The following is a 25843-nucleotide window of genomic DNA, read 5'->3' on the forward strand; positions in this document are numbered from 1 at the left end:
GCAAAAACATGGATTCGAACATTTGGTTTAAACGGCCTGCCGCCGATTGGAACGAAGCGCTTCCTGTCGGGAACGGCCGCCTGGGCGGCATGGTGTTCGGGCGGGTCGAGAAGGAATGCATCCAGCTGAATGAGGATACGGTCTGGTACGGAGGGCCGCAGGATCGGAACAACCCGGACGCGCTGCGTCATTTGCCGGAAATGCGCCGGCTGCTGTGGGAAGGAAAGCTGAGGGAGGCGCACCGGCTCGCGGAAATGGCGTTTTCGGGAACGCCCTGCAGCCAGCGGCACTACATGACGGCCGGGGATTTGCTGCTCTTCATGGACAACCACCGGGGGGAGACGACGGGGTACCGGCGGGAGCTGGACCTTGAGACGGCCATCGCTTCGACGGAGTATCGGCTCGGCGGCTTTCAATATAAACGCGAAACGTTTGCCAGTTATCCGGACGGGGTGCTGGTGATCCGTATGGAAACCGATTGTCCGGACGGGATCTCGTTTTACGGCAGGTTCGACAGAAAGAAAGGAAAATATGTCGACCGCACCGCGGGTATTTCCGGGGAAATGATCATGATGGCTAACTGCTGTTACGGCGAAGGAGGCAAAGATTATGTTCTTATGCTCCGGGCGGTCGCCGAGGGCGGAACGACGCGTACGGTCGGCGAACATATCGAGGTGCGCGGCGCGCGGGCCGTTACGCTTCTTGTGACCGGAGCGACCACCTTTCGTTACGCCGATCCGGAGGAAGCGTGCAAGGAGCTGCTGGAACGCGCCGCCGGCCGCGCTTACTCAGAGCTGCGGGAGCGCCACATTGCCGACTACGCCTCGTTATTCGGCAGGGTATCCTTCCGTTTGACGGCGTCCGGCGAAGAGCTGTCGGCTGTCAAGGAGCTGTCTACTGCGGAGCGTCTGGAGCGGTTGAAAGACGGGCGGGAGGACCACGGGCTGGTCCCGCTGTATTTCCAGTACGGCAGGTATTTGCTGATTGCCAGCAGCCGGCCCGGATCGCTTCCCGCCAACCTGCAGGGCATATGGAACGATCACATGCTGCCGCCGTGGGACAGCAAATTTACGATCAATATCAACACGCAAATGAACTATTGGCATGCGGAAACGTGCAACCTGTCCGAATGTCACGAGCCCTTGTTCGAATTGATCGAGCGGTTGCGCGAGCCGGGCCGGCGAACGGCCGCCGTCATGTACGGCTGCCGCGGCTTTGTCGCCCACCACAACACCGATATATGGGCGGATACGGCCCCGCAGGATATTTATTTGCCTGCAACATACTGGACGTTGGGAGCGGCGTGGCTTTGCCTGCATTTGTGGGAGCATTACCGGTTCACGCAGGATAGGGAGTTTTTGCATCGGGCCTATGAGACGATGAAGGAATCGGCGCTGTTTTTCCTCGACTTCCTTATTGCCGATCCGCAAGGGCGTCTTGTCACCTCACCGTCCGTATCTCCGGAAAACACTTATGTGCTGCCGAGCGGGGAATCCGGCACGCTCTGCTACGGCCCGGCGATGGACAGCCAAATTTTGCGCGAGCTTTTTGCGGCCTGTGTGCAAGCTTCGCAACTACTCGAAGCGGATGAAACGTTCCGCTCCGAGCTGTCGGAGGCTCTTTCCAGGCTGCCGGACAATCGTATCGGCAAGCACGGGCAAATCCAGGAGTGGCTGGAGGACTATGATGAAAAAGACCCGGGGCATCGTCATATTTCCCATCTGTTCGCACTTCATCCGGGGACGCAAATCAGTCCGGAAACCACTCCGGAGCTGGCTGCGGCGGCCCGCGTGACGCTGGAACGGCGTCTCGCTAACGGCGGCGGGCATACCGGCTGGAGCCGGGCGTGGATCATCAATTTCTGGGCGAGACTCAGGGACGGAGAGAAGGCGTCGTTTAATGTCAAGGAGCTGCTTCGCAAATCAACGCTGCCCAACCTGCTGGACAATCATCCGCCCTTCCAGATCGACGGCAACTTCGGCGGTACGGCGGGAATCGCCGAAATGCTGCTGCAAAGCCACGACGGGGTTATCCACCTGCTTCCGGCGCTCCCCGCGGATTGGCCGAGCGGTGAGGTTACCGGCCTGAAGGCCCGCGGCGGTCATGAGGTCGGCATCGTATGGAATAACGGGGCGCTTCGGGAAGCGACGATCCGGGCATACGGCGAAGGCGTGATTCGGCTGCGAACCGGCTGCAGCGTAAGCATCGAAGATGCGGAAGGCAATCCGCTTCCATTGGAAAAGCAGGGAAATGGAGTTGTCGCCGTACATGTCGGTGCGGCCGGAACGGGAGTGACGAATATTCGGATCGCAGCAGTTTAGATTCAATCGAACATGAAATCGAACCGGTCGTATTTTTTACGGAACTTGCCCGGGGGAATGTCGAAATATTTCCGAAATACTTTGCTGAAATAATTCACGTTCATGTAGCCGATGCTCTGGGCGATATCGTCAAGAGAACGATCCGTGTTGCTGAGCAGCTCGACCGCCTTCTCCATTCGTTTGCGGGTGAGATATTCGATCGGCGTCTTGCCGACCGTACGGTGAAACAGACGGATTAAATAATATTTCGAGATGCCGAGTGTTTCGGCCAATTCGTCCAGATGGGAGATTTCGCAGTACCGCTCGTCCAACAGGCGAGCGGCTTTTGCGATGATCTCGGGCCATACGACGGTTGTGCTGCAGCCTTTGCAAAACCGGTACAATTCCATCAAAAATTGGTACGCCATCATCGACAGCCTGTACGGGTCGGTGATTTTTTTCGTTTTGGCCTCCTGAAACATATGCCGCAGATGGCGAATCGGATGGGAGTGCTCGGAGAAGATCAGAACCGGCCCCAGCGTACCGACGATATAATCCCAGCATTTTTCGGCTTCGGGACCGTCGAAGGAAATAAACAAACACTCGTAGTGATCGCTCTCCTCCGGCATGTAGTAGTGATAGTCCGATGTAAACGGCACGAGGAAAGCTTTGCCCGGATCCAGCGGAAATATCCGGTCCCCGATGCGAATTTCGGCATATCCGGAAACCGTGTATTGAAATAAATAGGCGCCGCCGACGTCATCTCTCGTAAGCCCTTTAAAACTGTAATCGGAAGACTTGGTCTCGAGGCCGATGGAATGGACGGAAACGGCCAGCGGAATAACCGCTTCCTGAAACCGGAAGATGAAGCTCGATTTTTCATTGATTCCCTTCAAGCGGCGAAATCCTCTCATATTGAATATTTGTAAAGCAACATATTACCTTTTTGGAACAACTTCGTTCATTGTTCGCCTTTTTTCAAGCCCATATAATAAAAGAGAAAGCGGTTGCCTTTTGAATTGCATGGAGAAGACAATAAAGTGTATTTTAATCACATTATATCAAAAAGGAGATAGGCGACAACATGTTGATCCGCGTCGAAGATTTCGGCGTCGTTCCGGATTCCCCGGAGGATGCCACGCTTGCCGTGTACCGGGCTATCAAGCAATGCAGGGGAATCGAACGGCCGACGCTCGTTTTTCCGAAAGGTACATATCGTTTCAAGCCGGAAAAAGCGTTCGAGAAGCAGCTGTTCATTACCAATCACGATCAAAGGGGACTTCACAAAATCGCTTTTCCGCTGGTAGGGATGGATGATCTGACGATCGACGGACAAGGCTCCGAATTTGTTTTCTACGGCTCGATCATTCCGTTCCTCATCGAAAACAGCCGGAACGTCCGGCTCCGCAATATGACGATCGATTGGGAGCGTCCGATGTTCGAACAGGGCGAATTCGTTCGAGCGACACCCGAATCGTTCGACATTCGGCTGTCGGGCCCGCGCTACGAATTGAACGGCAACCGGTTGACCGTGGAATATGATGGAAGGGAGGAAGCGATCTGGGGAATTCACGAGGTTGACCCGGAGACGGGAGCGCACGCCTATGGCAGCGGTGACCGGCTAAGCTGGAGCAGCTTCAAAAAATTGACGCTGGAAGAAGTCGGAAAGGGCATCATCCGGTTTTCCGGAAAGCCAAGACACGTTCCGAAGCCGGGAAGCGGCGCTCTGATGAGGCTGGGCCGCCGAGAGCATCCGGGCATTTTTCTTAAAGACTCCAGCGACTGCCGCATCGAAGACGTTACCGTTCATCATGCTCCGGGGATGGGGCTTGTCGCCCAAAGATGCGCCGACATTTCTTTGCGTGGCTTCAATGTTATGCGCAGGCCTGGGGCGGGCCGCTGGGTTACGGCTACGGCGGACGCAGTGCATTTTACGTATTGCCGCGGCCGAATCGAACTCGAGCATTGCTTGTTCGAAAACCAGCTCGACGACCCGCTAAATGTCCACGGCATTTATGCCCGGATCGCGGAACGCTTGTCCGACGACACGCTGCTTGTCCAATTGATTCATGACATGCAGGTCGGCGTCGAGATCGCCGATCCGGGAGACGATGTTCGGTTTGTCGACAACGAATCGCTGCTCGCGTATGCCGAGGCGACCGTAACATCCGTCGAAAAAATGAATGCCCGCTACACCGTCATAAGCTTCGATCGCCCGCTGCCGGACATGGTCAAGGTCGGCAATGTACTCGAAAATGCAACGTGGAGCCCCGATCTGACCATTCGTCATTGCACATTCCGATCGAATCGCGCAAGAGGGCTGCTGATCACGACTCCGGGCAAGGTGCTCGTCGAACATAACGTGATCAGTGCGCCGGGGGCGGGTATCAAAATATCGGGGGACGCGAACAGCTGGTACGAGTCGGGGGCGGTGAGGGACGTCGTCATCCGCAACAATACGTTTCTCGACTGCAACTACTGTTATCCCGACTGGGGGAATGCGGTCATCGATATCGATCCGGAGATCGAACACCCCGAACGTTTTTCTATATGCTACCACCGAAATATCCGAATTGAGCATAACGAGTTTCATACGTTCGATTCCGGGATCGTCTCCGGACATTCGGTGGACGGATTCGTATTCCGGCATAACCGGATTCGCCGCAGCGGTTCGTTCCCGCCCAATGCCGACCGGATATATGCTATCGAACTCGCAGCAAGCCGCAACGCGGACATTTCCGATAACGTTGCCGAAGGCGGATCTTTTATGGCTTTGGTCGGGACAGACATCCTGAACGGCTTGAAGAAAGCGAAAACGGTGTAAGAGCGTCAGGGAACAAAATTCCTTTAGAAGTGGGGGCCGGACGATGCAACAGCTTGCGGAAGAAGGGAAGAGAGCCATTCCTTTGAAAAAAAGCCGCTCAAACCGTGCGCTGAGAAGGCTTAGGCAGGACTGGCGGCTGTACGTGCTCATTTCTCCGGTAATCGTTTATTTTATCGTTTTTCATTATGTGCCGATGTACGGCATTCAAATCGCGTTCAAACATTTTATTGCTGTCGAAGGCATCACCGGAAGCCCGTGGGCGGGCTTCGACCATTTCAGGCGTTTCTTCAACAGCTATTACTTCTGGAGGCTGCTGCGCAATACGCTCGGCATCAGCCTGTACGAGCTGGCCGTATCGTTTCCGGTTCCGATCATCTTGGCGCTTATGCTGAACGAGTTGAGGCGCGAGCTGTTCAAGCGGTTCATCCAGACGGTTACGTACGCTCCCCACTTTCTATCGACCGTGGTCATCGTCGGCATGATGGGGCTTTTCCTCTCGCCCGGCGGTGGGCTTGTCAATCATGTGCTGCAATGGTTCGGCATCGCTCCGATCAGTTTCATGACCGAGCCGGGATGGTTCAAATCGATTTTCGTATGGTCCGGCGTCTGGCAGCAGATGGGGTGGGGCTCGATCATTTATTTGGCCGCCTTGTCCGGCGTCGACCCGCAGCAGCATGAAGCGGCGATCATGGACGGCGCCAGCCGCATGCAGCGCGTGCTTCACGTCAATATTCCGGCGATTTTGCCGACGGTCGTCATCCTGCTGATCCTGAACATGGGGTCGGTCATGAGCGTCGGCTTCGAGAAGGTGTACCTGATGCAGAACCCCAAAAACATCGAGGCGTCGGACGTCATTTCGACTTATGTATATCAGACCGGTATTCTTGGCTCGCAGTACAGTTACGCTGCGGCGATCTCGTTATTCAATTCGGTCATCAACTTCGTCCTGCTCGTCGGGGTCAACGCCGTTGCCCGCCGGGTGAACGAAACGAGCTTGTGGTGAGGAGGAGCCTTGGATGAAATACGAGACATTCGGGGACCGTCTGTTCGGGGCGGCCAATATCGTTTTCCTTACGCTGATTACGTTCGTTGTCATTTACCCGCTGTTTTTCGTCCTGATCGCCTCCGTCAGCGATCCGGCCGCCGTTCTGAACGGCGAGGTATGGCTGTATCCGAAAGGCGTGCATTTTACCGCTTACGAGCGGATATTGAAGCAGGACGAAGTGATGAACGGCTACTGGAATACCATCGTTTACACGATTACCGGGACGGCGGTCAATATATTGATGACGGTGCTTGCCGCATACCCGCTATCGCTCGGCCGGTTCGCCGGACGGGGAGTCATCACGGCGTTTATGGTGTTTACGATGTTTTTCAGCGGCGGGCTCATTCCGACGTATTTGCTGGTGAAGCAGCTCGGCATGGTCGATACGATCTGGGCGATGATCATCCCCGGGGCGGTATCCGTCTACAATATCATCATTATGCGCACTTTCTTCCAAACGGGCATCCCGAAGGAAGTGCAGGAAGCGGCCCATATGGACGGCTGCAACGATTTCCAGCTGCTGCGGAAAATCGTGCTGCCGCTGTCGATGCCGATTATCGCGGTTATGGTTCTGCTGTACAGCGTAGGCCACTGGAATTCGTACTTCAGCGCGCTCATCTATTTGTCCGACCGCGGCATGTACCCGCTCCAGCTGTTTTTGCGCGAGCTTCTTGTGCAAAATCAGACGCTGGAGACGATCGCTTACTTTAATGAAGATTTGACGAAGCGGATGATGGAGGCGGAAGCGATCAAATATGCGGCGGTCATTGTCGCGAATTTGCCGGTGCTGCTGCTGTATCCTTTTCTGCAAAAGTATTTTGCCAAAGGCATGCTTGTCGGCGCTATTAAAGGCTGAGGCCTTCAATAACGAATCCCCCCAATGGGCAACTTTACGAGGAGGTCAATGAAATGGTACATCGCAGAAACATGACGCTGATTATGGTCGGCATGCTCTCGCTGTCGCTGGTTGCCGCCGCCTGCAGCAAATCCCCGTCGAAACAAGATTCGACCGGAACCGCGGCTTCGGCGGAAGGCAATGTCAACGCATCGGGCTTTCCGATCGTCAAGGAGCCGGTCAAGCTGACGTTTTTCGCCAGCAAGTCCGCATCGAATCTCGGGAACTGGAACGAGGCTTTGGTTTGGCAGGAGTATAAGAAGATGACGAACATCGATGTCGACTTCCAGCTCGTTCCGGTTGAGGCGCTGGCCGAGAAGCGCAATCTGGCTTTTGCCGGCGGCACGCTGCCGGATGCGTTTCATACGGCCAGGTTATCTTCGGTCGATTTGGCCAATTACGGAAGCCAGGGGCTGCTCATCCCGCTTAATAGCCTGATCGACAAATATGCGCCGAATTTGAAGCAAATCATGAGCAAATATCCCGAAGTGAAAAAAGCGCTGACCATGCCCGACGGTAAAATTTATTCGTTTCCGACGCTGCAGGACCCTGAGTTTTTATCCGGCATTATCGGCTCGCAAATGTGGATCAACCAAAAGTTTCTCGACAAGCTGGGCATGAAAGAGCCGGAAACGACGGAGGATTTGTATAACTACTTGGTGGCGGTCAAGACGAAGGATCCGAACGGAAACGGTAAAGCGGATGAGGCGCCGTTCGCCGCGGTCGGCCTGACAACGATCTACGATCAGCTAAAAGGAGCTTGGGGGCTCGGCAACCGCGGCAATATGCATCCGAGGGTCGACGTCGATCCGGCTTCGAACAAGCTGCGATTCATACCGGCCGATCCGCGGCATAAAGAAGTGCTGCAGTATGTAAACCGCCTTTACAAAGAAGGGCTGTTTTACAAGGATCCCCTGACGGTGAACGGCAACGACGTGAATGCGATTTACCCGCAAGGCATTGTCGGCGCAGCCATCGGTCTCAATCCGAACGCGACGATCTCCGGCGTATCCGGGTATGCAGGCGTCGGGGCTTTGAAAGGACCGCGAGGAGACCGGCTATTTTCCCGTGCCAGATCGTTTATGATCCTGCCCGGAGGGTTCGCTATCAGCAGGTCGAACAAACATCCGGAGGCCACCGTGCGGTGGATCGACTATTTCTATAGCGATGAGGGCAACAAGCTGTTCCGGCTCGGTGTCAAAGACGTCAGCTATGTCGAAAAGGACGGCAAGGTCGAATGGGCCGAACCGCTTAAGAAGGATCAGAGCCAGATCGGTAAATATGTGACATGGGCGGGAGGCTGGTACCCGAGTATGGATAGGCAAAAGTACGTGCTGGCCTCGGAGAACGAACCGGAAAACCTGAAGGTATCGGAAAAAATCAAACCGTTTTATCCGAAGGAAGTATGGCCGGAATTTACGTATTCGAACGCTGAGGTGGCCGAATTCAAGGCGCTGGAGACGGATATTTTGAAATATGTCGACGAAATGAACACGAAGTTCATCACCGGAGACGCTCCGTTCAGCCAATGGGATTCGTATGTCGCTACGCTGAAGAAGATGGGCTTGGACCGGTATATGAGCATCTACGAAGCCGCTTATAAGCGATACCAGGCGAATTGACAAGGAGGATGAGCATGGGTTTCGCTTCCGGCTTTCCGAAATTATTTGTCACCGATCTGGATGGAACGGCGCTCGGCGGGACCCGGCCCTATTCCCGGTTCCCGGATGAGCTGTCCGGGCTGCTGGACGAGCTGGACCGGCGCGGCTGCTCGTGGGCGACGAATTCGACTTGGGACGTAAAGCCGCAGATGCAGCTTGTCTATGCAAGCGCCGTAACGAGCCGTCCCGCCTACCTGATCGGCGGGGCGGGACTGCAGCTTTGCAAGGTATCGGCGGACGACATTCATCCCGTCGAGCCTTATTCAAGCAAGATGAAGGCGCTTTTGGAGCAGGTGGTACGGACGGAGCTGCAGCCTCTCATCCGCGCGATATGCGGGACGTTCTCAGCGAAGACGATGAGCTTCAACGGGTTTTGGTTTGCGATGAAGGCCGCCGAGGAAGAGGCGGATCAACTGATGAAGCTGCTTGAGCAAAAGGCGACTCAAGCGCCGGGTCTTACGATCGTGTGCGTGCCGCAGGAACGGCGTTTCTACGCTCATCCCGCTTTCATGCGCAAGGGCGCAGGACTCGAGGCAATTCTGGACATCTCCGGTTTCGGTCCGGAGGACATCGTCGTCGCCGGGGATGAGACTATGGATCTCGACATGATGAGGCCGGAGTTAGCCGCGCATGTTATTTGCCCTTCCAACGCGCACCCGATTGTGAAGGAGCGGGTATTGCAAATGGGAGGCGTTGTCGGCCGGGAACCATACGGCGCGGGCGTCGTGCAGGCTTTCCGTGAACTCGTCGAACGGCGAGGCTGGACCATTTTATGAATAAGAAAGAAAGGAAATCCGCAGCTATGAAATTGACTTTTCTCGGAACCGGCGCGGCGGAGGGCGTTCCGTCCCCGTTCTGCGATTGCCCGACCTGCATCTTTGCCAGAATATATGGAGGGAAAAACATCCGAAGGCGGCAGAGCGTCTTGATCAACGATAATTTGCTCGTTGACATCGGGCCCGATCTGTTCGTCTCCTGTGCCCAGCTTGGGGTAACGCTGCTTTCGCTCGAAGGCGTGCTGGTGACTCACAACCATCTGGACCATTTTGCCCCGGCCAATCTCACGTTACGGGCGAAGCCGTTCCGTCTGGCGACCGAGCTGCCGGACATCGCCGTGGTGGCAGGACCGTCCGTCTGGGCTGCGTGGGACGCCGGCGGCGGCAGCGACCATGGAGCAGGAATACGCCGGATGCCGATTTTGCCGGGCCGTACGGTGAGGCTGCCGTCATATTCGATCGAAGCAATCGAAGCGTCGCACAATATGCGGGTCGGCGATGCGATGAATTATATCGTCAAAGCCGGCGATGCCGCACTGCTGTACGCATCGGATACCGGACTGTATGCGGAGCACGTGTGGGAGAAGCTGAAGGGGCATTATTTTGACGCCGTGGTTATGGAAGGGACGATTTTAACCAGATCTTCGGGGCGCGAGCATTTGAACAGGGACGATTTCGGTCTGATGCTTGCCAAGCTGCGCGGAATTGGCGCGATCGACGACAGCTCGGTAATTGCGGCCACCCATTTCTCTCATCAAGGCGTGAATTCGTTTGAGGAAACGGAAGCTATCGTGAAAGAGTTAGGAGCGATATGCGCCTATGACGGGCTGGTGCTGGAGATTCTAGGGGCTCCGAACCCGTAAACCGGCGGTACGCCCAAAATTGCTTCTCGGGGCGCCGAAAGCCGGCGTCCCTTCCATTTCGCTCAGGAGGTGAGAATATGCCGATAGCCAATGTCAAACAGCAGTTTGAAACCCGCTGCATCAGCTCGCTGGCCAAAGTATTTGCCGACGAAGAGCTTCGGGAGCGGCCGTTCCGGAAAGCTTCAGCGCTTGCGAACGAAACGTACTCTTTTCAAGTGGCGTACCGCTCAAGCCGGCTGTTGAAATCGTTAACCGTGGAGGTGGAGTCACCGCTGAAGCGGTATATTACGTTCCGCCGCGTCGGACTGGTTCCCGTCGAGCTGCCGATTTACGGGGATCATGACGAAAACGTGCTTCGTTCAACCCCGGGGTTGTATCCCGATCCGCTGTACCCAATCGGGCCAGGGCAGCCTGCCGCCGCTTTACCTTATCAATGGCGCTCCATCTGGATCACCGTCAGGCTGGACGGGATGGCAGAGCCGTCGGTTTACCCGATCCGCTGCACCTTCAGCAGTGATGAAGGGCGCATCGGAGAGGAGACGTTCGAGCTGACCGTTCTGCCGGCGCAGCTTCCCCGGCAGCGTCTTATTCATACGGAATGGTTTCATGCGGACTGTTTGTCGACCTGTTACAGGGAGGACGCGTTTAGCGAGAGACATTGGGAGTTGATCGAAAATTACGTGGAATGCTGCGTCCGCCACGGCATGAATATGATTTTGACGCCGCTCTTCACGCTGCCTCTTGATACGGAGGTCGGCGGCGAACGCCCCACTTTGCAGCTCGTCGATGTGGAGAAAAGCGGACAAACCTACCGCTTCGGCTTCGATAAACTGCAGCGGTGGGTGGAGCTCTGCGACGGATGCGGCATCCGTTATTTTGAATTTTCCCATCTCTTCACGCAATGGGGCGCAAAGCATGCCCCGAAAATCGTTGCCTTGGAAAATGGCGAGCCGAAGCGGATTTTCGGTTGGGAGACGGACGCAACCGGGGAAGAATATGCCGGGTTTCTCGCGCAGTTTTTGCCGGAGCTCGTACAATTTATAAAGCGGCACGGTCTCGCGGGCCGCAGCTACTTTCATGTTTCCGACGAGCCGCACAAGGAGCATCTGGCCTGGTACGAAAGCGCGAGTTCCTTGATGGACCGGCATGTAGGCGATTTCCCCATCATCGATGCGTTATCCGATTTCGACTATTACGAGAGGGGGCTGGTCAGAAAACCGGTGGCCCCTACCGACCGGATCGGCGTTTTCCTGGAGAATGAAGTGCCGGAACTTTGGGCCTACTACTGCTGCTCGCAGTATAAACGGGTAGCGAACCGATTTATTTGTTTTCCGTCGGCGCGAAACCGCATATTGGGCGTACAGCTTTACAAGCATAACATCGCCGGATTTTTACATTGGGGCTTCAATTTCTGGTTCACCCAGTATTCCAAATACGCCGTCAATCCGTTTCAAAATACGGATTCGGGCTTCGCTTTTCCGGCAGGAGACGGTTTTCTCGTATACCCCGGGGCGGACGGCAAGCCGATTGAGTCGCTCCGTCTGGAGGTGCTGTATGATGCGCTGCAGGATTTGCGGGCTCTCGAGCTGCTTGAAAGCCGGATTGGCCGTGCCGCGACGGTCGAGCTGCTGGAAGAAGGACTGGAGCGCCCGATCACCTTTACCGATTATCCCGCCGACGCGGAGTGGCTTCTCGACTGTCGGGAGCGGATCAATCAAGCCATTTATCGGTCCTGCGCGAGGTAGAGGAAGGACAGAATGGGGGCCGGTCGATACACTGGTTCTTGATGCTCCGGCGTCAATCTGCCCCTCTTCATTGGAGGCGGACGGAAAGTGCTGATGATGGACGGGCCGCGGTCCTGCAGTTTTTTTGCAGGGTCTGCGGGAAACGTGCGTGTAACCTTTGCGTCCGCTATTGCGTCAATAATGGCAGCGGCAATAATATGCCTCAAACCATAAGACGGAGGTCGCCTTATGCCGGATGTTTTTTCCGATAAGTTAATGAAAGCGAAGGAACGGAAGCTTCGATTCAACAAAGCGGAACGCAGGCGGGAGGAGCTGCTGAAGCGGCAGCGGGAGCAGGAACGGCTCATCGTGCAGCTCGAAATGGAGCTGGAGGCGGAGCAGGCCGATGTCGATAAACTGACCGGACTGTCGCTTACGAACTTGTTCCACACGATCCTGCGCAGCAAAGAGGAGCAGCTTGAAATGGAACGCCAGCAGGTATTGGCGGCAACACTTAAGCTGATGGAAGCGAAGCAGGCGCTGGCGGACATCCAGGATGAAATCATCCGGGTCGGAGACGAGCTCGCGGATTGCCGGGAGGCGGAGCGGGAATATGAGCAGTTAATGAAGGAGAGGGAAACCTTTTTGCGCAGCTCGGCTTCCTCCTCGGCCGAACTGGCGGAAATGGACGCCCGGATCGCCGACCAAACCATTTTGCTCAAAGAAATAAACGAAGCGTGGAGTGCGGGCAAAGGTGTGCTTGCTAACCTTGTAAGTGCCTCGTCCAGCCTGGAAAAAGCGGAGAATTGGGGCAAATGGGATTTGTGGGGCGGCGGCGGGATGATCAGCACTCATGTGAAGCATAACCACGTCGACGACGCGAAACGGTTCATTCACAGCGCCAACCGCCAGCTGCTCCGCTTCCGCGACGAGCTGGCCGACCTGAAACGCAGCATCCATATCGAAATGGACATCGGCGGTATGCTGAAAATGGCGGATTATTGGTTCGACGGCTTAATCGCGGATTGGGTCGTCCAAGGGCGCATCAAAAACGCCCAGGAGCGGACGCTGGAGGCGATCCGCCGTGTCGGCGACGTCGTCGGGCAGCTGCAGGCCGAGCACTCTGCCGCCGAAGCCGCTTTGCAGAGCATGACCGCGAAACGGACCGCATGGATCGAAGGGAATGGCCGTTGAGGCCGGCAGTACCTATTGAGTCTGACCAACCGCCGTGCGGCGCAGCAACGCGCAAAGTATTGCGTACGTCATAAATTAGTCGCCGCCGGAACGGCCTCGATGCTTTTGGATTTTATGACCTTGGCCGGGCATCCGGCGACGATCGAGTTCGGCGGCACATCTTTGCCTACAAAGCTGTTGGCGCCGATCGTCGAATTTCTCCCAATAACGATAGGCCCGGCCAAAACGGCATGCGCGTAAATCAAAACATTGTCCTCTATTCTAGGGTGGAGTCTGGATCCACTCAAATTGGTAATATCTTTGATACCAAGCGTAACCCCGTGCAGTATCGTTACATTGTCGCCTATTTCGGCGGTTGCTCCTATAACAACGCCCATACCGTGCACGATGCGAAAATTTTTCCCGATTTTTGCGCCCGGCTCAATCTCGATTCCGGAAATAAACCGCCCTACAGACGAGGTGAATTTTGCGCATCTCCACATGTTTCGATGATGGAACCAATTGGTGATTTTATGGATGGAAATAGCTTGTTTCCCCGGATCGGTCAAACAACGGAAAATTTCGCCAACAAATGACATGTTAATCCGCCCTTTGTGAATAGCATTTTAGATACATTTTGTATCAATAGCATCGGGGTTGTCAATCTTTTTTTTGTTGGGGCATGATTTACACCGGCAGCCGTTTTGCATAGCAATGCCGCAGCTTCCCGCCGTACATCGGACGGGTAAACTGAAGCGAAAAACCGGCAGCCTCCAAATTTCGGCGACTGGTGTGGTTGTCGGGATGAACGGTCGAGTAAAGCCAGCGGAATCCCAGCTCTATAGCACGCTGCTCCCGCAAACGGTGAAAATGCAGCTGCAGCCCGAGCCCACGTACGGACTCATGAACGACGGTTGCATCCAAAGTCGCAACATAAGGGAGTTCATGCTCCGGCACCCCGAATTCCCTGCCGAGATTGCTATCACCGGCTCCCGGGAAAGCCAGCACCGAATACGCAACGAGCTTTTCGCCCAGATACACGCCGTATATTTCGCCTTGAACTTCGACGTGAGCGTGCAGGTAATCTTCATCATCCATAGCAAAATGCTCCTGAGAAGGGAGCCGGGATACCACGTCAACCATGAGTGTCCTTATGTCCGGCACTTCCTCATGGCCCAAACGCCGGAATTTCAGGTTCGTCAGTTCTATTTTTGACATGATTACGCCTCCTTTCCCGACTTCTAACCATCTTACCGATACCTCACTGCAAATGAACAAGGCGTTTCCCACCGTTGGATTCGAAGCGAAGCTTATTAAGGCCCGCCGGCAAATAAAAAGCAACCTCCGCCCGTCTCGGAGCCGAGGTTGCTTTTGGTTTCCGATGCGGGCGGGCTGGTCGCCGTCGTTTACGGAAGCACGTTGCCTGCCGCGCGGTAAATCTCATACCATTCCTGGCGCGTCAAATAAATATCGCTCGCTTTGCAGCAATCTTTTAAGCGTTCGATGTTCATCGTACCGGTCACCGGCTGCATCCGTGCGGGATGGCGCAAAATCCAGGCGAGGGCGATCGTGGTGGCGCTCACCCCGTATTTTTCGGCGAGTTCATCGATCTTCCGGTTCAGCTCAGGGAACTTGTCGCTTCCAAGAAAGACGCCTTCGAAGAAGCCGTATTGGAAAGGCGACCACGGCTGAATCGTGATATCGTGCAGCCTGCAGTAATCCAGCACGCTGCCGTCCCGGTTCACCGCGGCTTCATTTTCCATGTTCACGTTCAGGCCGCTTTTGATCATCGTGGAATTGGTGATGCTCAGCTGCAGCTGGTTCGCTACGATCGGCTGCTTCACGAATTTCTTCAGCAGCTCGATCTGCATCGGATTTTGGTTGGATACGCCGAAGTGGCGCACTTTGCCCGAGCTCTCCAGATGATCGAACGCCTCGGCCACCTCTTCCGGCTCCACCAGCGCATCGGGGCGGTGCAGGAGCAGAACGTCGAGGTAATCCGTTTTCAGCCGCTGCAAAATGCCGTCCACCGAATCCAGAATGTGCTCTTTGGAGAAATCGAACATCCCCTTGCGAATGCCGCATTTCGATTGCAGGATGATGTTCTCGCGAATGTCGTCGTTCATTTGGATAGCATCCGCAAATATTTCCTCGCACGTGCCGCCGCCGTAAATGTCCGCGTGATCGAAGAAATTTGCCCCTTCCTCCAGCGCCGTCCTGACAAAACGCTCCGCTTCCTTTTTGTCCAGCGATTTGATTCGCATGCAGCCGACCGCAATAACAGGAACTTCCAATGTGCTGGTGCCCAGTTTGATCGTTTTCATTTCGGTTTCTCCTCCTTAAAAAATATTATGCTTTGCCCTCGGTTCGGGCCAACTCCTTGCGAACGATCGGCGCCACTTTTGTGCCGAGCAGCTCGATAGCCCGCAGCACTTCGCGATGAGGCATCGTACCTACGTTCACATGCAGGAAAAAGCGGGTTACTCCCAGGTTTTTGCGCAGTAAAATAATTTTCTCCGCCACGAATTCGGGATCGCCGACGTAGAGAGCTCCGCGAAGACTGCGCGCTTCATCGTAAGTCGCGCGGGTGTACGGCTGCCCCCAGCCGCGTTCGCGCCCGATGACGTTCATTTGCGCTTGTGTAGGAAGGTAAAACAGCTCGGCCGCCTGCTCGGTCGTATCGGCTACGAAGCCGTGCGAATGCGTCGCAATTTGCAGCTTGTCCGGATCGTGCCCGGCCTGCGCTGCTGCTCTCTTGTATAGCTCAACGAGCGGAGCGAACCTCTCCGGCATTCCGCCGATGATGGCGAAAGCGATCGGCAGGCCGAGCAGTCCCGCCCGGATGGCGGACTGCGGGTTACCGCCGCTCGCGATCCATACCGGCAGCGGATTTTGCACGGAGCGCGGATAAACGCCCAGGTTGTCGATTGCGGGACGGTGGCCCCCGCGCCAGGTCACCTTCTCCGAGTCCCGGATTGCGAGAAGCAGCTCGAGCTTTTCATCGAACAGCTCGTCGTAGTCGTCCAAGCTGTAACCGAACAGCGGGAACGATTCGATGAACGATCCGCGGCCGGCCATAATTTCCGCACGACCGTTCGAGATGCCGTCCAAGGTGGAAAACTGTTGATACACGCGCACCGGATCATCAGAAGATAATACGGTTACGGCGCTCGTGAGACGGATTCTCTTCGTTACGGCCGCCCCCGCGGCCAAGACGACGGCGGGCGAGCTGCCTGCGTAATCGGGCCGGTGATGCTCGCCGATTCCGTAAACGTCCAGGCCGACTTGATCGGCCAGTTCCATCTCTTCGACCGCTTCGCGCAGCCGCTCGGCCTGGCTGATGGCTTTTCCGGTCTCCGGGTCCGGAGTCGTTTCCAAAAACGTACTGATACCAATTTCCATGTTGATTGCCGGATCGGCCATTTGTCCTGCACCCTCCTTCATTGTCTCAAGTTTACTTTATTTTTCTCCCAACATCAAAGCTGTAAGGAACTGTCGCAAACTACAAGGCGCAGCTGCATGAACGCGAATGGACCATAATCGGATCGACCGAACCGTTTCCGGGGTGGCTTCGGGGAAGACGGACGGACCTTGGCGGGCGTTTGGGAGCTTGCGGAAGACGGCGCCGAGTGGAACAAGTGGATGGATATTTTGCTGACGAAATGCTAAGTGGTCTGGATATTCAAACAAGCCGTATCGGACTCGGGCTTGGACCGTGACAGGTTGGGAACTGGTGACCTGGCGCGGTCCTTTTTGCGCTCAAGGAGGAGAATCCGCCTAATTCACTCTAACGGACTTCAGTGCCGCTATTTCCGGCCAAATGCCCGGATTGCGGATCGTAAGGGACACCTGAGCCGTTATTTGGCAAAAAGATCAGCATTTTCGCGATTTTTCGGCCCATAGCGTCTCCAGTGTCCGTTACATTTTCAAAACAGCTTATTTTCTTCAGATAAAGGCCGCTGGGTCCGTTAGCTATACACCGGGTGTTAGCTATACGAGCGGAAATTCCGGATCGTCCTGCTAGTAGGCAAAAGCCTCCCGCCATGAAACGTCTGCCTCAACCGTTCGCCTTGACCATCCGCGTCAATGATCCGCGTCAACCAGCACGCCGTCCCGCAGCATAAGCACTTGGTCGGAATAATGGGTGACCGCCATGCGATGGGTGATGAACACCAGCGTAGTATCCGGCAGCCCTTCGATCAGGTTCGTGAGCAGCCTGAGCTCCGTCACCGGATCGAGAGCGGAGGTCGCTTCGTCGAGCAGCAGGACGGCCGGCTTGCGCAGAAGCGCCCGGGCAATGCTGATGCGCTGTCGCTCCCCGCCGGAGATCGCGAGGCCCTGCTCGCCGACCGGCGTCAGGAGCCCTTGCGGCAGCGAAGCGAGCCAAGGCTCCAGCTCCGCCATCCGCACGGCTTCGCGGATGCGCTCCGGATCGGCCGCCTCGAAGCCGTAGACGATATTGTCCAGGACGGTGCCGTTTCTCAGCAGCACGTCCTGAGTGATGCAAAGCACATGGGCGCGCAGCCACGATGGGCTGATTTCATGCACCGGGATGCCGTTGATCGTCACGGCTCCCGAGGAAGGCCGGCGCAGCCCGAGGAGCAAGTCGGCGAGCGTCGATTTGCCGGAGCCGCGCTTGCCGACGATCGAGACAACCGAGCCGGCCGGAATCCGGAACCGGGCATCCCGCAAAATGTCCTCGCCGTCGTAATGGAACGAAAGCCGCTCTGCGGACAATCCGCACGGGCCGGGCACAGGCGAAATGCCGGCATCCTCAGCCGCCGAAAAGGCTACCTCCGCCACCCGGTCTGCGGAGGAAGAAAGCTTTTTCGCTTCGAGAAACACTTCGTATAAGTAGACGCCGAACGGGCGCAGCCAATTATAAACGGCAACAAATGCGACCAGAGAGCCTATCGTCATGCTCCCGGCCAGGACGAATCGTCCTCCGGCGTAGTACATAAGGGCAAGAAAGAGGACGTGGCAGGCAGCATTGACGAACTCGACGAATCGATCCGTAGCCGCTCCCCGTTTCGTGTAATCCCATTCCTCGAGCAAACAGGCGCGGATTTGCGAAACCGCCTTGGCTTCCATCCCCGACGCCTTGATAAAAGGCGCTCCGGTGACGATTTCCGCCACCGCATCGGTCACGCGCGACGTGCGCTGTGACATTTCGGCCGCGCGCCGCTTCACACGCTGCCCGAGCCTGGGGACGAGCAGCGCGTGCGCACCCCAAAGGACAAGGACAACGGCCGCAAGCCCGGCATGAAAGGAAATCAGTGCGGCGGCGCCGATACCGATCGTCGTGATAAGCCAGACCGCCCACAACACCTTGCCGTTCGTAAACTGCGTGATCGCTTCCGTATCGTCCAACGTCCGTGTTATCAGGTCGCCGATTCCGGCCCGCTGCAGCCAGTCGAGCGGCTGGTGCTGCAGCCCGTCGTACAAATCGGCCCGACCTTGCCCGGCCACCTGCGGAATAAAGCGGAACAGCACCGTCTCCAGCATGATCACCGCGCTGCCGACAATCGGGGCGATGACGATGCAGGTGCTGATGGCGAGCAGCAGGCTCCAGTTTTTTTGCGGCAGCACCGTCTCCAGGATGTATTTGGTCATAAACGGCGGAATCATAAACAGCACGCTGCCCATCATTTTGCAGACGACGTTGACCCCGATCTTGCCGCGGTAAGGGAGTGTCCGGCTGCGGATAAACGACATCGCTTTCGACCAGTTTGCGGATTCAATGAGCAACTGTTAACTCCTCCTTGCGCACAGCTTCTTCGGGCCGGCTTCGCTCGTTTAACCATAGCTTGGCGTAAAGCCCGCCCGGGATCGCCAGCAGTTCCTCGTGCGTCCCCTGCTCGGCAAGCTCCCCCCGGTCAAGCACAAAAATCCGGTCCGCATGCCGCGCCGCGTGAAGCCGATGGGTGACGCTTAAGCGGGTAATGCCCTTCGCATGCTTCGCTAAAGCGGACATCACCAGCTCTTCGCTGGCCGGATCGAGCGATGCGGCCGCTTCATCGAGAAGCAGCAGCCCGGGCCGTTTCAGCATCGTGCGAATGAGCGCGATCAGCTGCCGCTGTCCGCCGGAAAGCCGCGAGCCTTTGCCCCCGATCCCGGCGTCATATCCGCCTTTCAGCGCCGACTTGATGTCCGCCGCGCCGAACGCATCCATCCAGAAATCAAGCGTGCGCTCGTCCGCATCCCGGAAGTACGTCAAATTGCCGCGCAGCGTATCGCGAAACAAAAAACCTTCCTGCGTCAAATAGCCGATGTGCTGCCTGAGCGAGACTGCATCTACGGCGCGAAGCGGCAGGCCGCCGAGCCGGATTTCGCCTTCGTCCGGTTCCAGCAGCCGGGCGATCAGCTTAAGCAGCGTGCTTTTGCCCGCCCCGCTCGGGCCAACGATGGCGATATGTTCGCCGGGAGCGACCGTGAACGATACTTTTTTCAGCAAATATCCGCGATCTCCGCCGGCCACGCTGACCTCGTGAAAAGCAACAGGCAGCTCCCCGACATTCGCGATCCGCTCCAGACCCGGGGCTTGTCCCGGTTCGGCGGGCAGGCGAAGATACTCCAGGATCCCCTCGATTTTGACGCGAATATCGGCCACGACGGCGTATTGGGAAAAAAACGAGCGAACCGGAGCGTTGATCGCCGGAATGAAGGCAATGATCGTCATCAGTTGCCCGATTGTCACCCGTCCGGCCACGACCTGCCACCCTGCGAACAAAAATGCCAGTGCCGGAGCGAGTGAATCGGGGATGCGCGGAAACCCTTTGTACACCGAAGTCAGCAGCGTTTCCTTGTATTCGAGGTCGGCCCATTCGCTTTGCTCCCGGCGAAATTGTTCGTATTCCCGACGCTCCGTCCCGAACAGCTTGATCTGCTTGACCGATTCCAGCTTTTCCAGCAAGCTGTGGCGCAGCAGGGCGTTGTGACGGTTCAGCCGGCGCCTGGCGTCTCCGCGTTTTTTTCCATAAACATGCACCGGGATGAAGAGAATCACATAGGACAGCACGATCATCACCGCAACCGGCCAATAGATGCCGCAAATAACCGCAACCGCCGTACAGGCGAGCACGAGTTCGTGCAGCAAAGACGGGATTGTATACAACCCGAATTGCTGGATCGCCCGCGTATCCCGCGTGCATCTTTGCAGAAGCTCCCCCCTCGGGGTTTTGCTGAAAAAATCAGCAGATGTCCGCAGCACGGAAGAAAGCGACTCCTCCATCAACTGATACGTGAGCTGCAGCGTCGTTTTGCCGGATACATATTTTCTAAGAACGGTACAAAGCTCGGTCAAAAGCATCGCCCCAAGCAGCAACGCGGCCAGTCCGGCCAGGTCCTCCCCCTTGGAGAGCGAAACCTCGTCGATCAGCCTCCCGATATAAACGGGAATGACGGCCCCGCATAAAGTGATGATGGCGGTCAGCGCGCAGATGAACAGCATCGCCTTTTTGTCGCGAAAAAGCTGTTTCAGCAAAAAAAGAAACCAATCCGGGAACTTAAGCATCCGATCACCAACCCTGTAAGATGGAAACGAAATCATCGTAACAGTCCCGGCCAAAAAGGGTCAAACCGTAAAAACAAGCGTTCGCCAATCGGCTCAGACAGGCAATGCGCCGCAACGAAATGTCTCTCGGCTTTTTCAGAAAACGGGAACTCTTGTTTGCTCCTTCAGGCTTCATTTTTCTAATTTTTGTTCGCAAAACCATCTATAATTGGCATTGGTTATATAATTAATGCTCTCTAATTGAGAACGTAATGTTCTAAATTCGGTTTTGGAAGTCGGGTGAAATATGGCATAAAATGGGTCCATCACGCCGCGGTTCGGCGGAATTTTCCGTTTTACTCATTATGTCCGCTCCTAAAGTTCGGAAAAGTTCGGTATGATAAATTCGTTACGTGTTCCAGGCACGAATGAAATCAGGGAGGCGTTACTATGAGGTACGCTATGCAGATGAGGGCACAAAATAAAGGGGAACACGCATCATTGGCCCTGTAAACTGCGCGATTCCCCTTATTTTGAAGGGGCATCTTTCGAATGAACCAATCGGGTTTAAGCGGCATCCGAAAATCGTTTGTATGGCTTGGTATTCTTGCTTTTTTCAGCGTGCTGAATGAAACTCTGTTTAACGTAGCGTTGCCGGATATTGCCGCCGAATTTTCTATCGCTCCGTCCGCAGCAAATTGGGCGAATACGGGGTTTATGCTCTCCTTTGCCGTCGGAACGGCCGTTTATGGCAAAATATCCGATCATGTCGGCGTGAAAAAGCTGCTATTGATCGGTTTGCTGACCTACGGCGGAGGTTCTCTTCTCGGGTTTGCATTTCATTACCGGTTTCCGCTACTGGTCGTTGCGCGATTCATCCAGGGAGCCGGAGCATCGGCCGTCCCCGGCCTGATCATGGTCATCGTAACCCGTTATATCGAACCGAAACATCAGGGAAAAGCGTTCGGCACGATCGGGTCGATTGTGGCTTTGGGAGAAGGGATCGGACCGGTCATTGGCGGAGCGGTCGCGGAGCATATTCATTGGTCCTATCTGTTTTTAGTGCCGATGATGACGCTTCTGTCGCTGCCGTTTTTTTTGCGGACACTTCCCAGAGAACCATCGAAAGCGGGAAAACCGGATGCGCTCGGAGCTTCGCTGCTGTCCTTGGGGATATTGGCCTTCACGTTATTCACCACAACGTATCAATGGATGATACTGATCGCGAGCGCGCTGCTGCTTGCCGGATTTGCCCTGCGCATTCGACGCGCCGAACAGCCTTTCGTGGAGCCTGCCTTGCTTGCAAGGAAAAACTATATTTGCGTCGTGCTCGCAGGAGCCATATGGCTTGGAACCGCCGCCGGATTTATCGCGATGGTTCCATACTTGATGAAAAACGTATACCACATGCCGACCGGCCTCATAGGAAGCGGCATTTTGTTTCCGGGGACGGCCGCCGTGTTTGTCTTCGGCATCCTCGGCGGTACGTTGGCGGACAAGCGGGGAACGGCTTTCACCCTGAACGCCGGATTATGTCTGATGGGCGCAAGCTTTGCGCTGGCGTCGCTGCTCGCGGACCAGGCTCCGTGGCTGATCTCCTGTGCTGTAGTGCTGGCTTTCGGCGGGCTTTCGTTTGTCAAAACGGTCATTTCAACGAGATCTTCCGCAGCGCTGAATTCCGAGGAAGCCGGTTCCGGCATGGGATTTCTCAATTTCGCCTGCTTTATGGCGGAAGGGATCGGAGTCGCCGCAGTCGGAGGATTGTTGGCGAAGAATTGGCTGAACGTCCAGCTGCTTCCGACCGTGAATGAGCCCGCCGCATTTCTTTACAGCAATGTGACGCTGCTTTTTGCCGCGGCTTTGCTCGTTGGCAAAATCGTATTTTCCCGGGCCGGCCGATAAATCCCGTTGCTACGCAAGCTGCCGCAAAAAAAACGCACCATCCGTTACACCGGATGCAGTGCGTTTTTTTGCCATATTTACAGAAATTGCAACTTCTCCCCGGATTCCGGCGTTTTTGCATATGTAAGCCCGAGTAAGGGAGGAGAACATTATCCGGAACAACCTGTTATGGGCAGTGCCGATTCAGTATGCGGCGTGGGTCATTCTTGTATTTTTATGGGCTTCCGGGACGATCGGCCGGATATTGATACCGAACGTTAACAACACCCCTGCGTTTGTGATGGTTTCCATTTGGCTGCTGCAAACGCTGCTCGCCGCCAATTTAACCGGTTACTTGCTGCATCGGCTGCTGAAAAGCCGCGGGCTGTCCGGTCTGAAATGGAAATGGTCTCTGCATGCCGCCGTTTCCGCGGCTCATATCGGCGTCATCGCTTTGCTTATTTTTTGTGTGGCGGGGTTTGAAGATTTGTGAGCGCCTGCCCGGCAACGAGCCACGTTGCCGCATCCAGGAAGTCGGCCGCAACAAAATCCGGCGGCGCCTGATCGTACCACTTGTGACGGTACGTTTCGAGCGACGATTTCCCCCAGCCAGTCATGACAAGCACCTTTACGGCTCCGACGGCTGCCGCCGCCAGCATGTCCGTGGACCCGACATCGCCGATGACGGCGCAGCGGGACAGGTCCAGCCCATGCTCGGCGGCGGCTCCAAGCAGCAAACCGGTTCTTGGTTTGTGGCACTCGCATCCTTCCTCCGGCTCATGCGGGCAAATATACGAGGCATCGAACCCGTAGGATTCGAATTGCCGGGCAAACTCCGTTTCAGTGGCAAGGCCTTTTGCGACGTTGTGCTGGTTGGTAAAGGCAAATACTTTAATACCATGGGATTTTAGCAGTCGTAACGCTTCGAGCGAAAAGGGGTACAGTTCGAAATCCCGCGGATGAATAAATCGGCCGGTCCCGCCGATGGTACCGTCGCGGTCCACAAAAACAGCTTGGAGCGTTTGCAATTTTTCCGCCTCCCGAGCAGATGTTGTTCTCGTGTTTCTTTACATCCTGCCTCAGCCTCTTGAAACAACTTCAAACTCTGCTGTCAATGTCTCTTTTATATCGTAAATGTCCCACATGGAAACCTCTTTGATGATCCGGTATTTCCCCGGAGCCCAATCGGTGATGCTTACTTTCTGTTCGTAATCTTTTCCAGGTTCAAGTAGAATGCCTTCCATTGTAAAAAATATGCCGATGGGATAATCTTCCCAATCGTTCAAATTATACTTTTGAACTTTATATCGGTGACCAAGCGTAATGACAGCTGGACCGTTGTTTCTAATTTTTAATGTAACGGTTTCTTGATTCGTGTATTGCCGCTTATCCAATGACATCACCGGGTTTATTTCCTGTATCGGAACGTAAACGACCGTCAACATGGTATCCTCTACCTCGCCGCTTGCGCTTAAAATTTCAACGCTGAGCAAATATAATGCATCCTGATCCTGCGGCAGCCGGCCCGAATAACCGGGGCGGTCGACGGCGTCCTTTGAATTGATTTTTTCGTCCAGAACGGCGATGGGTTTGTAGGTTTTGTCCAACTTGGTCAATCTGAACCGAACGTTTTTATCCGGGATGGGGTCTGATAATACCGCAGATATGTTGCTTCCCGGTTTCTTGTATCCCCCTGTAATCGAGGAATCGATATGTCCCCCTTTGTCGTTCGTAAACCATTTGCCGGTCTTGGGACCATAACCCGTCTTGGTATCCAGATTTTCTACATAATTATAGGGCAAAATAAATGGTTGATCGGTTTGTTGAATGATCTCGGTTTCCTCCGAACGGGAAATATCTGCATGGGTCAAAGCGGAGCACAGTAATAGAAGTAAAATGATCTGGTGCATGATCGCCCTCCTTCCTGATACATAGTTAGACTCGGGAAGAAGGAAAAAGTTCCATGAAATGGATAAGTGAGGAATCGGTATTCGGAGAATAGATCGGTCGCCCTGGGGAAAGCTGCCTTGGGGTTATATCGCCGGACACACAATCGATCAGGCTATTTTAAAAATCATATAAATTATGGTAGATTTCATATTATAAATGAATAATATCGGTGCGGCCCAAAGCCTCTCGGTTTCATGAATAAACATTACGCGGAAAACTCTTGCCAAAAAATTATTTACCTAAAAAGGGGAAGCCTCATGGACGACATAAGGGAAATTGATTTTCAAAGAAGAATTATTAGTGATGAGGGATATGAACCTTTTAAGATCGTATTTTATTATAACGGCAAAAATGTATTATTTGGATTTAATGCGCACGGCGAAACAGGCTTTAGTCAATACGGCCTCGATATTGTCGCAGCGGGGGTTTCGACACTTATAATTAATACAATAAATAGTCTCCGTCTATTAACGAATGAGCCGGTCGAAGCGGAAATAAAACGAAATTATGCTAAATGTATTTTGCCGAACTTGAGAAACAATAAGCTCAGCAAGGAAGCACATATTCTTCTGAAATCATTGAAGATGGGAATTGAGAGCATTCAGGAAAACTATGGAGAAAAATATGTATTAATCGAAGAGTTAAGGGAAGAGAATAAGGGAAGTATTTTTAATATTTTCAAGTTACCTTGAAACACGACCGGGATCTCGTCCCTTAAGGGAGGGCGGGTTCGTGAATAAAATCCAAAAACTAAGAGAATGTGGAGGTATTGATTCATGGGAGCTTGGGGACAGGGAAATTTCGAAAATGATACTGTATTAGATTGGATTGAAGAACTTTTAGAATCTGAGGATATGGATTTATTAACGGAATCCATTGAAACGGTTCTTGAAGACAGTTATTTGGATGCAGATACGGCTTGTATTGCCATTGGAGCGGCCGAGGTATTGGCAGCGTTACAAAATAGGCCGGGAAAAGAAATATATGATAACGATGAACTTGAAAATTGGATAAACCAACATAAAGGTCAAGGAGCAGATCTAATAGAAAAGGTGCGAATGGCTTTGGAAAAAATACTTGCAGAATCCGAACTTAGAGAGTTATGGGAGGAATCTGAGCATTATCAGGACTGGGTAAGTACTATAGAAGAATTGAAAAACAGAGTGATAGGTTTTATATGATTCAAGCTCTAGTTATTTTTGGCATCCCATAGTCACCACAACCCAATGATTTCGCGGCCAAATCTCCGTCAAACCTAA

At 54.6% G+C, this 25843-nt stretch carries 22 protein-coding genes; 13 read left to right on the forward strand and 9 right to left on the reverse strand.

Translation table 11 applies throughout. From position 1 onward, the window contains the following. The first annotated feature begins 8 nt into the window (after positions 1 to 8). Positions 9 to 2321, forward strand: a complete 2313-nt coding sequence (locus MYS68_RS01025) for a glycoside hydrolase family 95 protein (protein WP_248924033.1) — start codon at positions 9 to 11, stop codon at positions 2319 to 2321. Between the two features lie 2 nt (positions 2322 to 2323). Here the strand turns inward: MYS68_RS01025 and MYS68_RS01030 are convergent, their stop codons facing one another. After that, a complete protein-coding gene (locus tag MYS68_RS01030) occupies positions 2324 to 3196 on the reverse strand; it encodes a helix-turn-helix transcriptional regulator (protein WP_248924034.1) in 873 nt (290 codons plus the stop codon). A gap of 188 nt (positions 3197 to 3384) precedes the next feature. Here MYS68_RS01030 and MYS68_RS01035 point away from each other — a divergent pair, with 188 nt between their 5' ends. The 8 genes from MYS68_RS01035 (at position 3385) to MYS68_RS01070 (ending at position 13282) form a co-directional block, all read left to right on the forward strand. Next, complete coding sequence (locus tag MYS68_RS01035) at positions 3385 to 5124, forward strand: alpha-1,3-galactosidase-related protein (protein WP_248924035.1); 1740 nt, start codon at positions 3385 to 3387, stop codon at positions 5122 to 5124. A 43-nt stretch (positions 5125 to 5167) separates the two neighbouring features. Then, positions 5168 to 6127, forward strand: a complete 960-nt coding sequence (locus MYS68_RS01040; protein ID WP_248924036.1) for an ABC transporter permease — start codon at positions 5168 to 5170, stop codon at positions 6125 to 6127. A 13-nt stretch (positions 6128 to 6140) separates the two neighbouring features. After that, positions 6141 to 7025, forward strand: coding sequence for a carbohydrate ABC transporter permease (locus MYS68_RS01045; protein ID WP_248924037.1), 885 nt, complete (start codon positions 6141 to 6143; stop codon positions 7023 to 7025). A gap of 53 nt (positions 7026 to 7078) precedes the next feature. Continuing rightward, positions 7079 to 8686, forward strand: coding sequence for an extracellular solute-binding protein (locus MYS68_RS01050; protein WP_248924038.1), 1608 nt, complete (start codon positions 7079 to 7081; stop codon positions 8684 to 8686). Positions 8687 to 8700: 14 nt separating this feature from the next. Continuing rightward, positions 8701 to 9501 (forward strand): HAD family hydrolase, encoded by an 801-nt coding sequence (locus tag MYS68_RS01055; RefSeq protein WP_248924039.1) that lies wholly within the window; start codon positions 8701 to 8703, stop codon positions 9499 to 9501. A gap of 26 nt (positions 9502 to 9527) precedes the next feature. Then, entirely contained in the window at positions 9528 to 10364 is an 837-nt protein-coding gene (locus tag MYS68_RS01060) for an MBL fold metallo-hydrolase (protein WP_248924040.1), read from the forward strand. Between the two features lie 77 nt (positions 10365 to 10441). Further along, on the forward strand, positions 10442 to 12109 hold the full coding sequence (locus MYS68_RS01065; RefSeq protein WP_248924041.1) for a DUF4091 domain-containing protein: 1668 nt from the start codon (positions 10442 to 10444) through the stop codon (positions 12107 to 12109). Between the two features lie 228 nt (positions 12110 to 12337). Beyond that, entirely contained in the window at positions 12338 to 13282 is a 945-nt protein-coding gene (locus MYS68_RS01070) for a hypothetical protein (protein ID WP_248924042.1), read from the forward strand. A gap of 68 nt (positions 13283 to 13350) precedes the next feature. Here the strand turns inward: MYS68_RS01070 and epsC are convergent, their stop codons facing one another. The 6 genes from epsC to MYS68_RS01100 all read right to left on the reverse strand — a co-directional run bounded on the left by epsC (position 13351) and on the right by MYS68_RS01100 (position 20774). Further along, positions 13351 to 13860: a serine O-acetyltransferase EpsC gene (gene epsC, locus MYS68_RS01075; protein ID WP_248924043.1), complete on the reverse strand. Its 510-nt coding sequence runs from the start codon at positions 13858 to 13860 to the stop codon at positions 13351 to 13353. An 88-nt stretch (positions 13861 to 13948) separates the two neighbouring features. After that, complete coding sequence (locus tag MYS68_RS01080; RefSeq protein ID WP_248924044.1) at positions 13949 to 14479, reverse strand: GNAT family N-acetyltransferase; 531 nt, start codon at positions 14477 to 14479, stop codon at positions 13949 to 13951. Between the two features lie 188 nt (positions 14480 to 14667). Continuing rightward, positions 14668 to 15585, reverse strand: coding sequence for an aldo/keto reductase (locus MYS68_RS01085; RefSeq protein WP_248924045.1), 918 nt, complete (start codon positions 15583 to 15585; stop codon positions 14668 to 14670). 25 nt (positions 15586 to 15610) lie between these two features. Then, positions 15611 to 16684, reverse strand: a complete 1074-nt coding sequence (locus MYS68_RS01090) for an LLM class flavin-dependent oxidoreductase (RefSeq protein ID WP_248924046.1) — start codon at positions 16682 to 16684, stop codon at positions 15611 to 15613. A 660-nt stretch (positions 16685 to 17344) separates the two neighbouring features. Further along, a complete protein-coding gene (locus tag MYS68_RS01095; RefSeq protein ID WP_248924047.1) occupies positions 17345 to 19009 on the reverse strand; it encodes an ABC transporter ATP-binding protein in 1665 nt (554 codons plus the stop codon). Continuing rightward, positions 18999 to 20774, reverse strand: a complete 1776-nt coding sequence (locus MYS68_RS01100) for an ABC transporter ATP-binding protein (RefSeq protein ID WP_248924048.1) — start codon at positions 20772 to 20774, stop codon at positions 18999 to 19001. Before MYS68_RS01100 ends, MYS68_RS01095 begins: the two co-directional genes overlap by 11 nt. Positions 20775 to 21305: 531 nt before the next feature. Between MYS68_RS01100 and MYS68_RS01105 the strand changes: the two genes are divergently transcribed. Then, entirely contained in the window at positions 21306 to 22655 is a 1350-nt protein-coding gene (locus MYS68_RS01105; protein ID WP_248924049.1) for an MFS transporter, read from the forward strand. Between the two features lie 175 nt (positions 22656 to 22830). Beyond that, positions 22831 to 23127 carry a hypothetical protein gene (locus MYS68_RS01110; RefSeq protein ID WP_248924050.1) on the forward strand — a complete coding sequence of 99 codons (297 nt, stop codon included), beginning with the start codon at positions 22831 to 22833 and terminating at the stop codon, positions 23125 to 23127. Here MYS68_RS01110 and MYS68_RS01115 read toward each other — a convergent pair. Continuing rightward, complete coding sequence (locus MYS68_RS01115) at positions 23093 to 23662, reverse strand: HAD-IIIA family hydrolase (RefSeq protein WP_248924051.1); 570 nt, start codon at positions 23660 to 23662, stop codon at positions 23093 to 23095. The two genes, MYS68_RS01110 and MYS68_RS01115, sit on opposite strands and share 35 nt — an antisense overlap. A 51-nt stretch (positions 23663 to 23713) precedes the next feature. After that, positions 23714 to 24544 carry an immunoglobulin-like domain-containing protein gene (locus MYS68_RS01120; protein ID WP_248924052.1) on the reverse strand — a complete coding sequence of 277 codons (831 nt, stop codon included), beginning with the start codon at positions 24542 to 24544 and terminating at the stop codon, positions 23714 to 23716. Between the two features lie 297 nt (positions 24545 to 24841). On the opposite strand from MYS68_RS01120, the gene MYS68_RS01125 reads away from it, so the two are divergent. Beyond that, positions 24842 to 25276 carry a ribosomal-processing cysteine protease Prp gene (locus MYS68_RS01125; RefSeq protein WP_248924053.1) on the forward strand — a complete coding sequence of 145 codons (435 nt, stop codon included), beginning with the start codon at positions 24842 to 24844 and terminating at the stop codon, positions 25274 to 25276. A gap of 84 nt (positions 25277 to 25360) precedes the next feature. Then, positions 25361 to 25765: a DUF4259 domain-containing protein gene (locus MYS68_RS01130; RefSeq protein ID WP_248924054.1), complete on the forward strand. Its 405-nt coding sequence runs from the start codon at positions 25361 to 25363 to the stop codon at positions 25763 to 25765. Positions 25766 to 25843: the final 78 nt, after the last annotated feature.

Origin of the sequence: Paenibacillus hamazuiensis, from assembly GCF_023276405.1 — a bacterium.
Classification (GTDB): domain Bacteria; phylum Bacillota; class Bacilli; order Paenibacillales; family NBRC-103111; genus Paenibacillus_AF; species Paenibacillus_AF hamazuiensis.

Excerpts from the sequence above, each read along its gene's own strand:
- MYS68_RS01025 (WP_248924033.1), top strand. The coding sequence starts at position 9 with ATGGATTCGAACATTTGGTTTAAACGGCCTGCCGCCGATTGGAACGAA.
- MYS68_RS01035 (WP_248924035.1), top strand. The coding sequence starts at position 3,385 with ATGTTGATCCGCGTCGAAGATTTCGGCGTCGTTCCGGATTCCCCGGAG.
- MYS68_RS01040 (WP_248924036.1), top strand. The coding sequence starts at position 5,168 with ATGCAACAGCTTGCGGAAGAAGGGAAGAGAGCCATTCCTTTGAAAAAA.
- MYS68_RS01045 (WP_248924037.1), top strand. The coding sequence starts at position 6,141 with ATGAAATACGAGACATTCGGGGACCGTCTGTTCGGGGCGGCCAATATC.
- MYS68_RS01050 (WP_248924038.1), top strand. The coding sequence starts at position 7,079 with ATGGTACATCGCAGAAACATGACGCTGATTATGGTCGGCATGCTCTCG.
- MYS68_RS01055 (WP_248924039.1), top strand. The coding sequence starts at position 8,701 with ATGGGTTTCGCTTCCGGCTTTCCGAAATTATTTGTCACCGATCTGGAT.
- MYS68_RS01060 (WP_248924040.1), top strand. The coding sequence starts at position 9,528 with ATGAAATTGACTTTTCTCGGAACCGGCGCGGCGGAGGGCGTTCCGTCC.
- MYS68_RS01065 (WP_248924041.1), top strand. The coding sequence starts at position 10,442 with ATGCCGATAGCCAATGTCAAACAGCAGTTTGAAACCCGCTGCATCAGC.
- MYS68_RS01070 (WP_248924042.1), top strand. The coding sequence starts at position 12,338 with ATGCCGGATGTTTTTTCCGATAAGTTAATGAAAGCGAAGGAACGGAAG.
- epsC (WP_248924043.1), bottom strand. The coding sequence starts at position 13,860 with ATGTCATTTGTTGGCGAAATTTTCCGTTGTTTGACCGATCCGGGGAAA.
- MYS68_RS01080 (WP_248924044.1), bottom strand. The coding sequence starts at position 14,479 with ATGTCAAAAATAGAACTGACGAACCTGAAATTCCGGCGTTTGGGCCAT.
- MYS68_RS01085 (WP_248924045.1), bottom strand. The coding sequence starts at position 15,585 with ATGAAAACGATCAAACTGGGCACCAGCACATTGGAAGTTCCTGTTATT.
- MYS68_RS01090 (WP_248924046.1), bottom strand. The coding sequence starts at position 16,684 with ATGGCCGATCCGGCAATCAACATGGAAATTGGTATCAGTACGTTTTTG.
- MYS68_RS01100 (WP_248924048.1), bottom strand. The coding sequence starts at position 20,774 with ATGCTTAAGTTCCCGGATTGGTTTCTTTTTTTGCTGAAACAGCTTTTT.
- MYS68_RS01105 (WP_248924049.1), top strand. The coding sequence starts at position 21,306 with ATGAACCAATCGGGTTTAAGCGGCATCCGAAAATCGTTTGTATGGCTT.
- MYS68_RS01120 (WP_248924052.1), bottom strand. The coding sequence starts at position 24,544 with ATGCACCAGATCATTTTACTTCTATTACTGTGCTCCGCTTTGACCCAT.
- MYS68_RS01125 (WP_248924053.1), top strand. The coding sequence starts at position 24,842 with ATGGACGACATAAGGGAAATTGATTTTCAAAGAAGAATTATTAGTGAT.
- MYS68_RS01130 (WP_248924054.1), top strand. The coding sequence starts at position 25,361 with ATGGGAGCTTGGGGACAGGGAAATTTCGAAAATGATACTGTATTAGAT.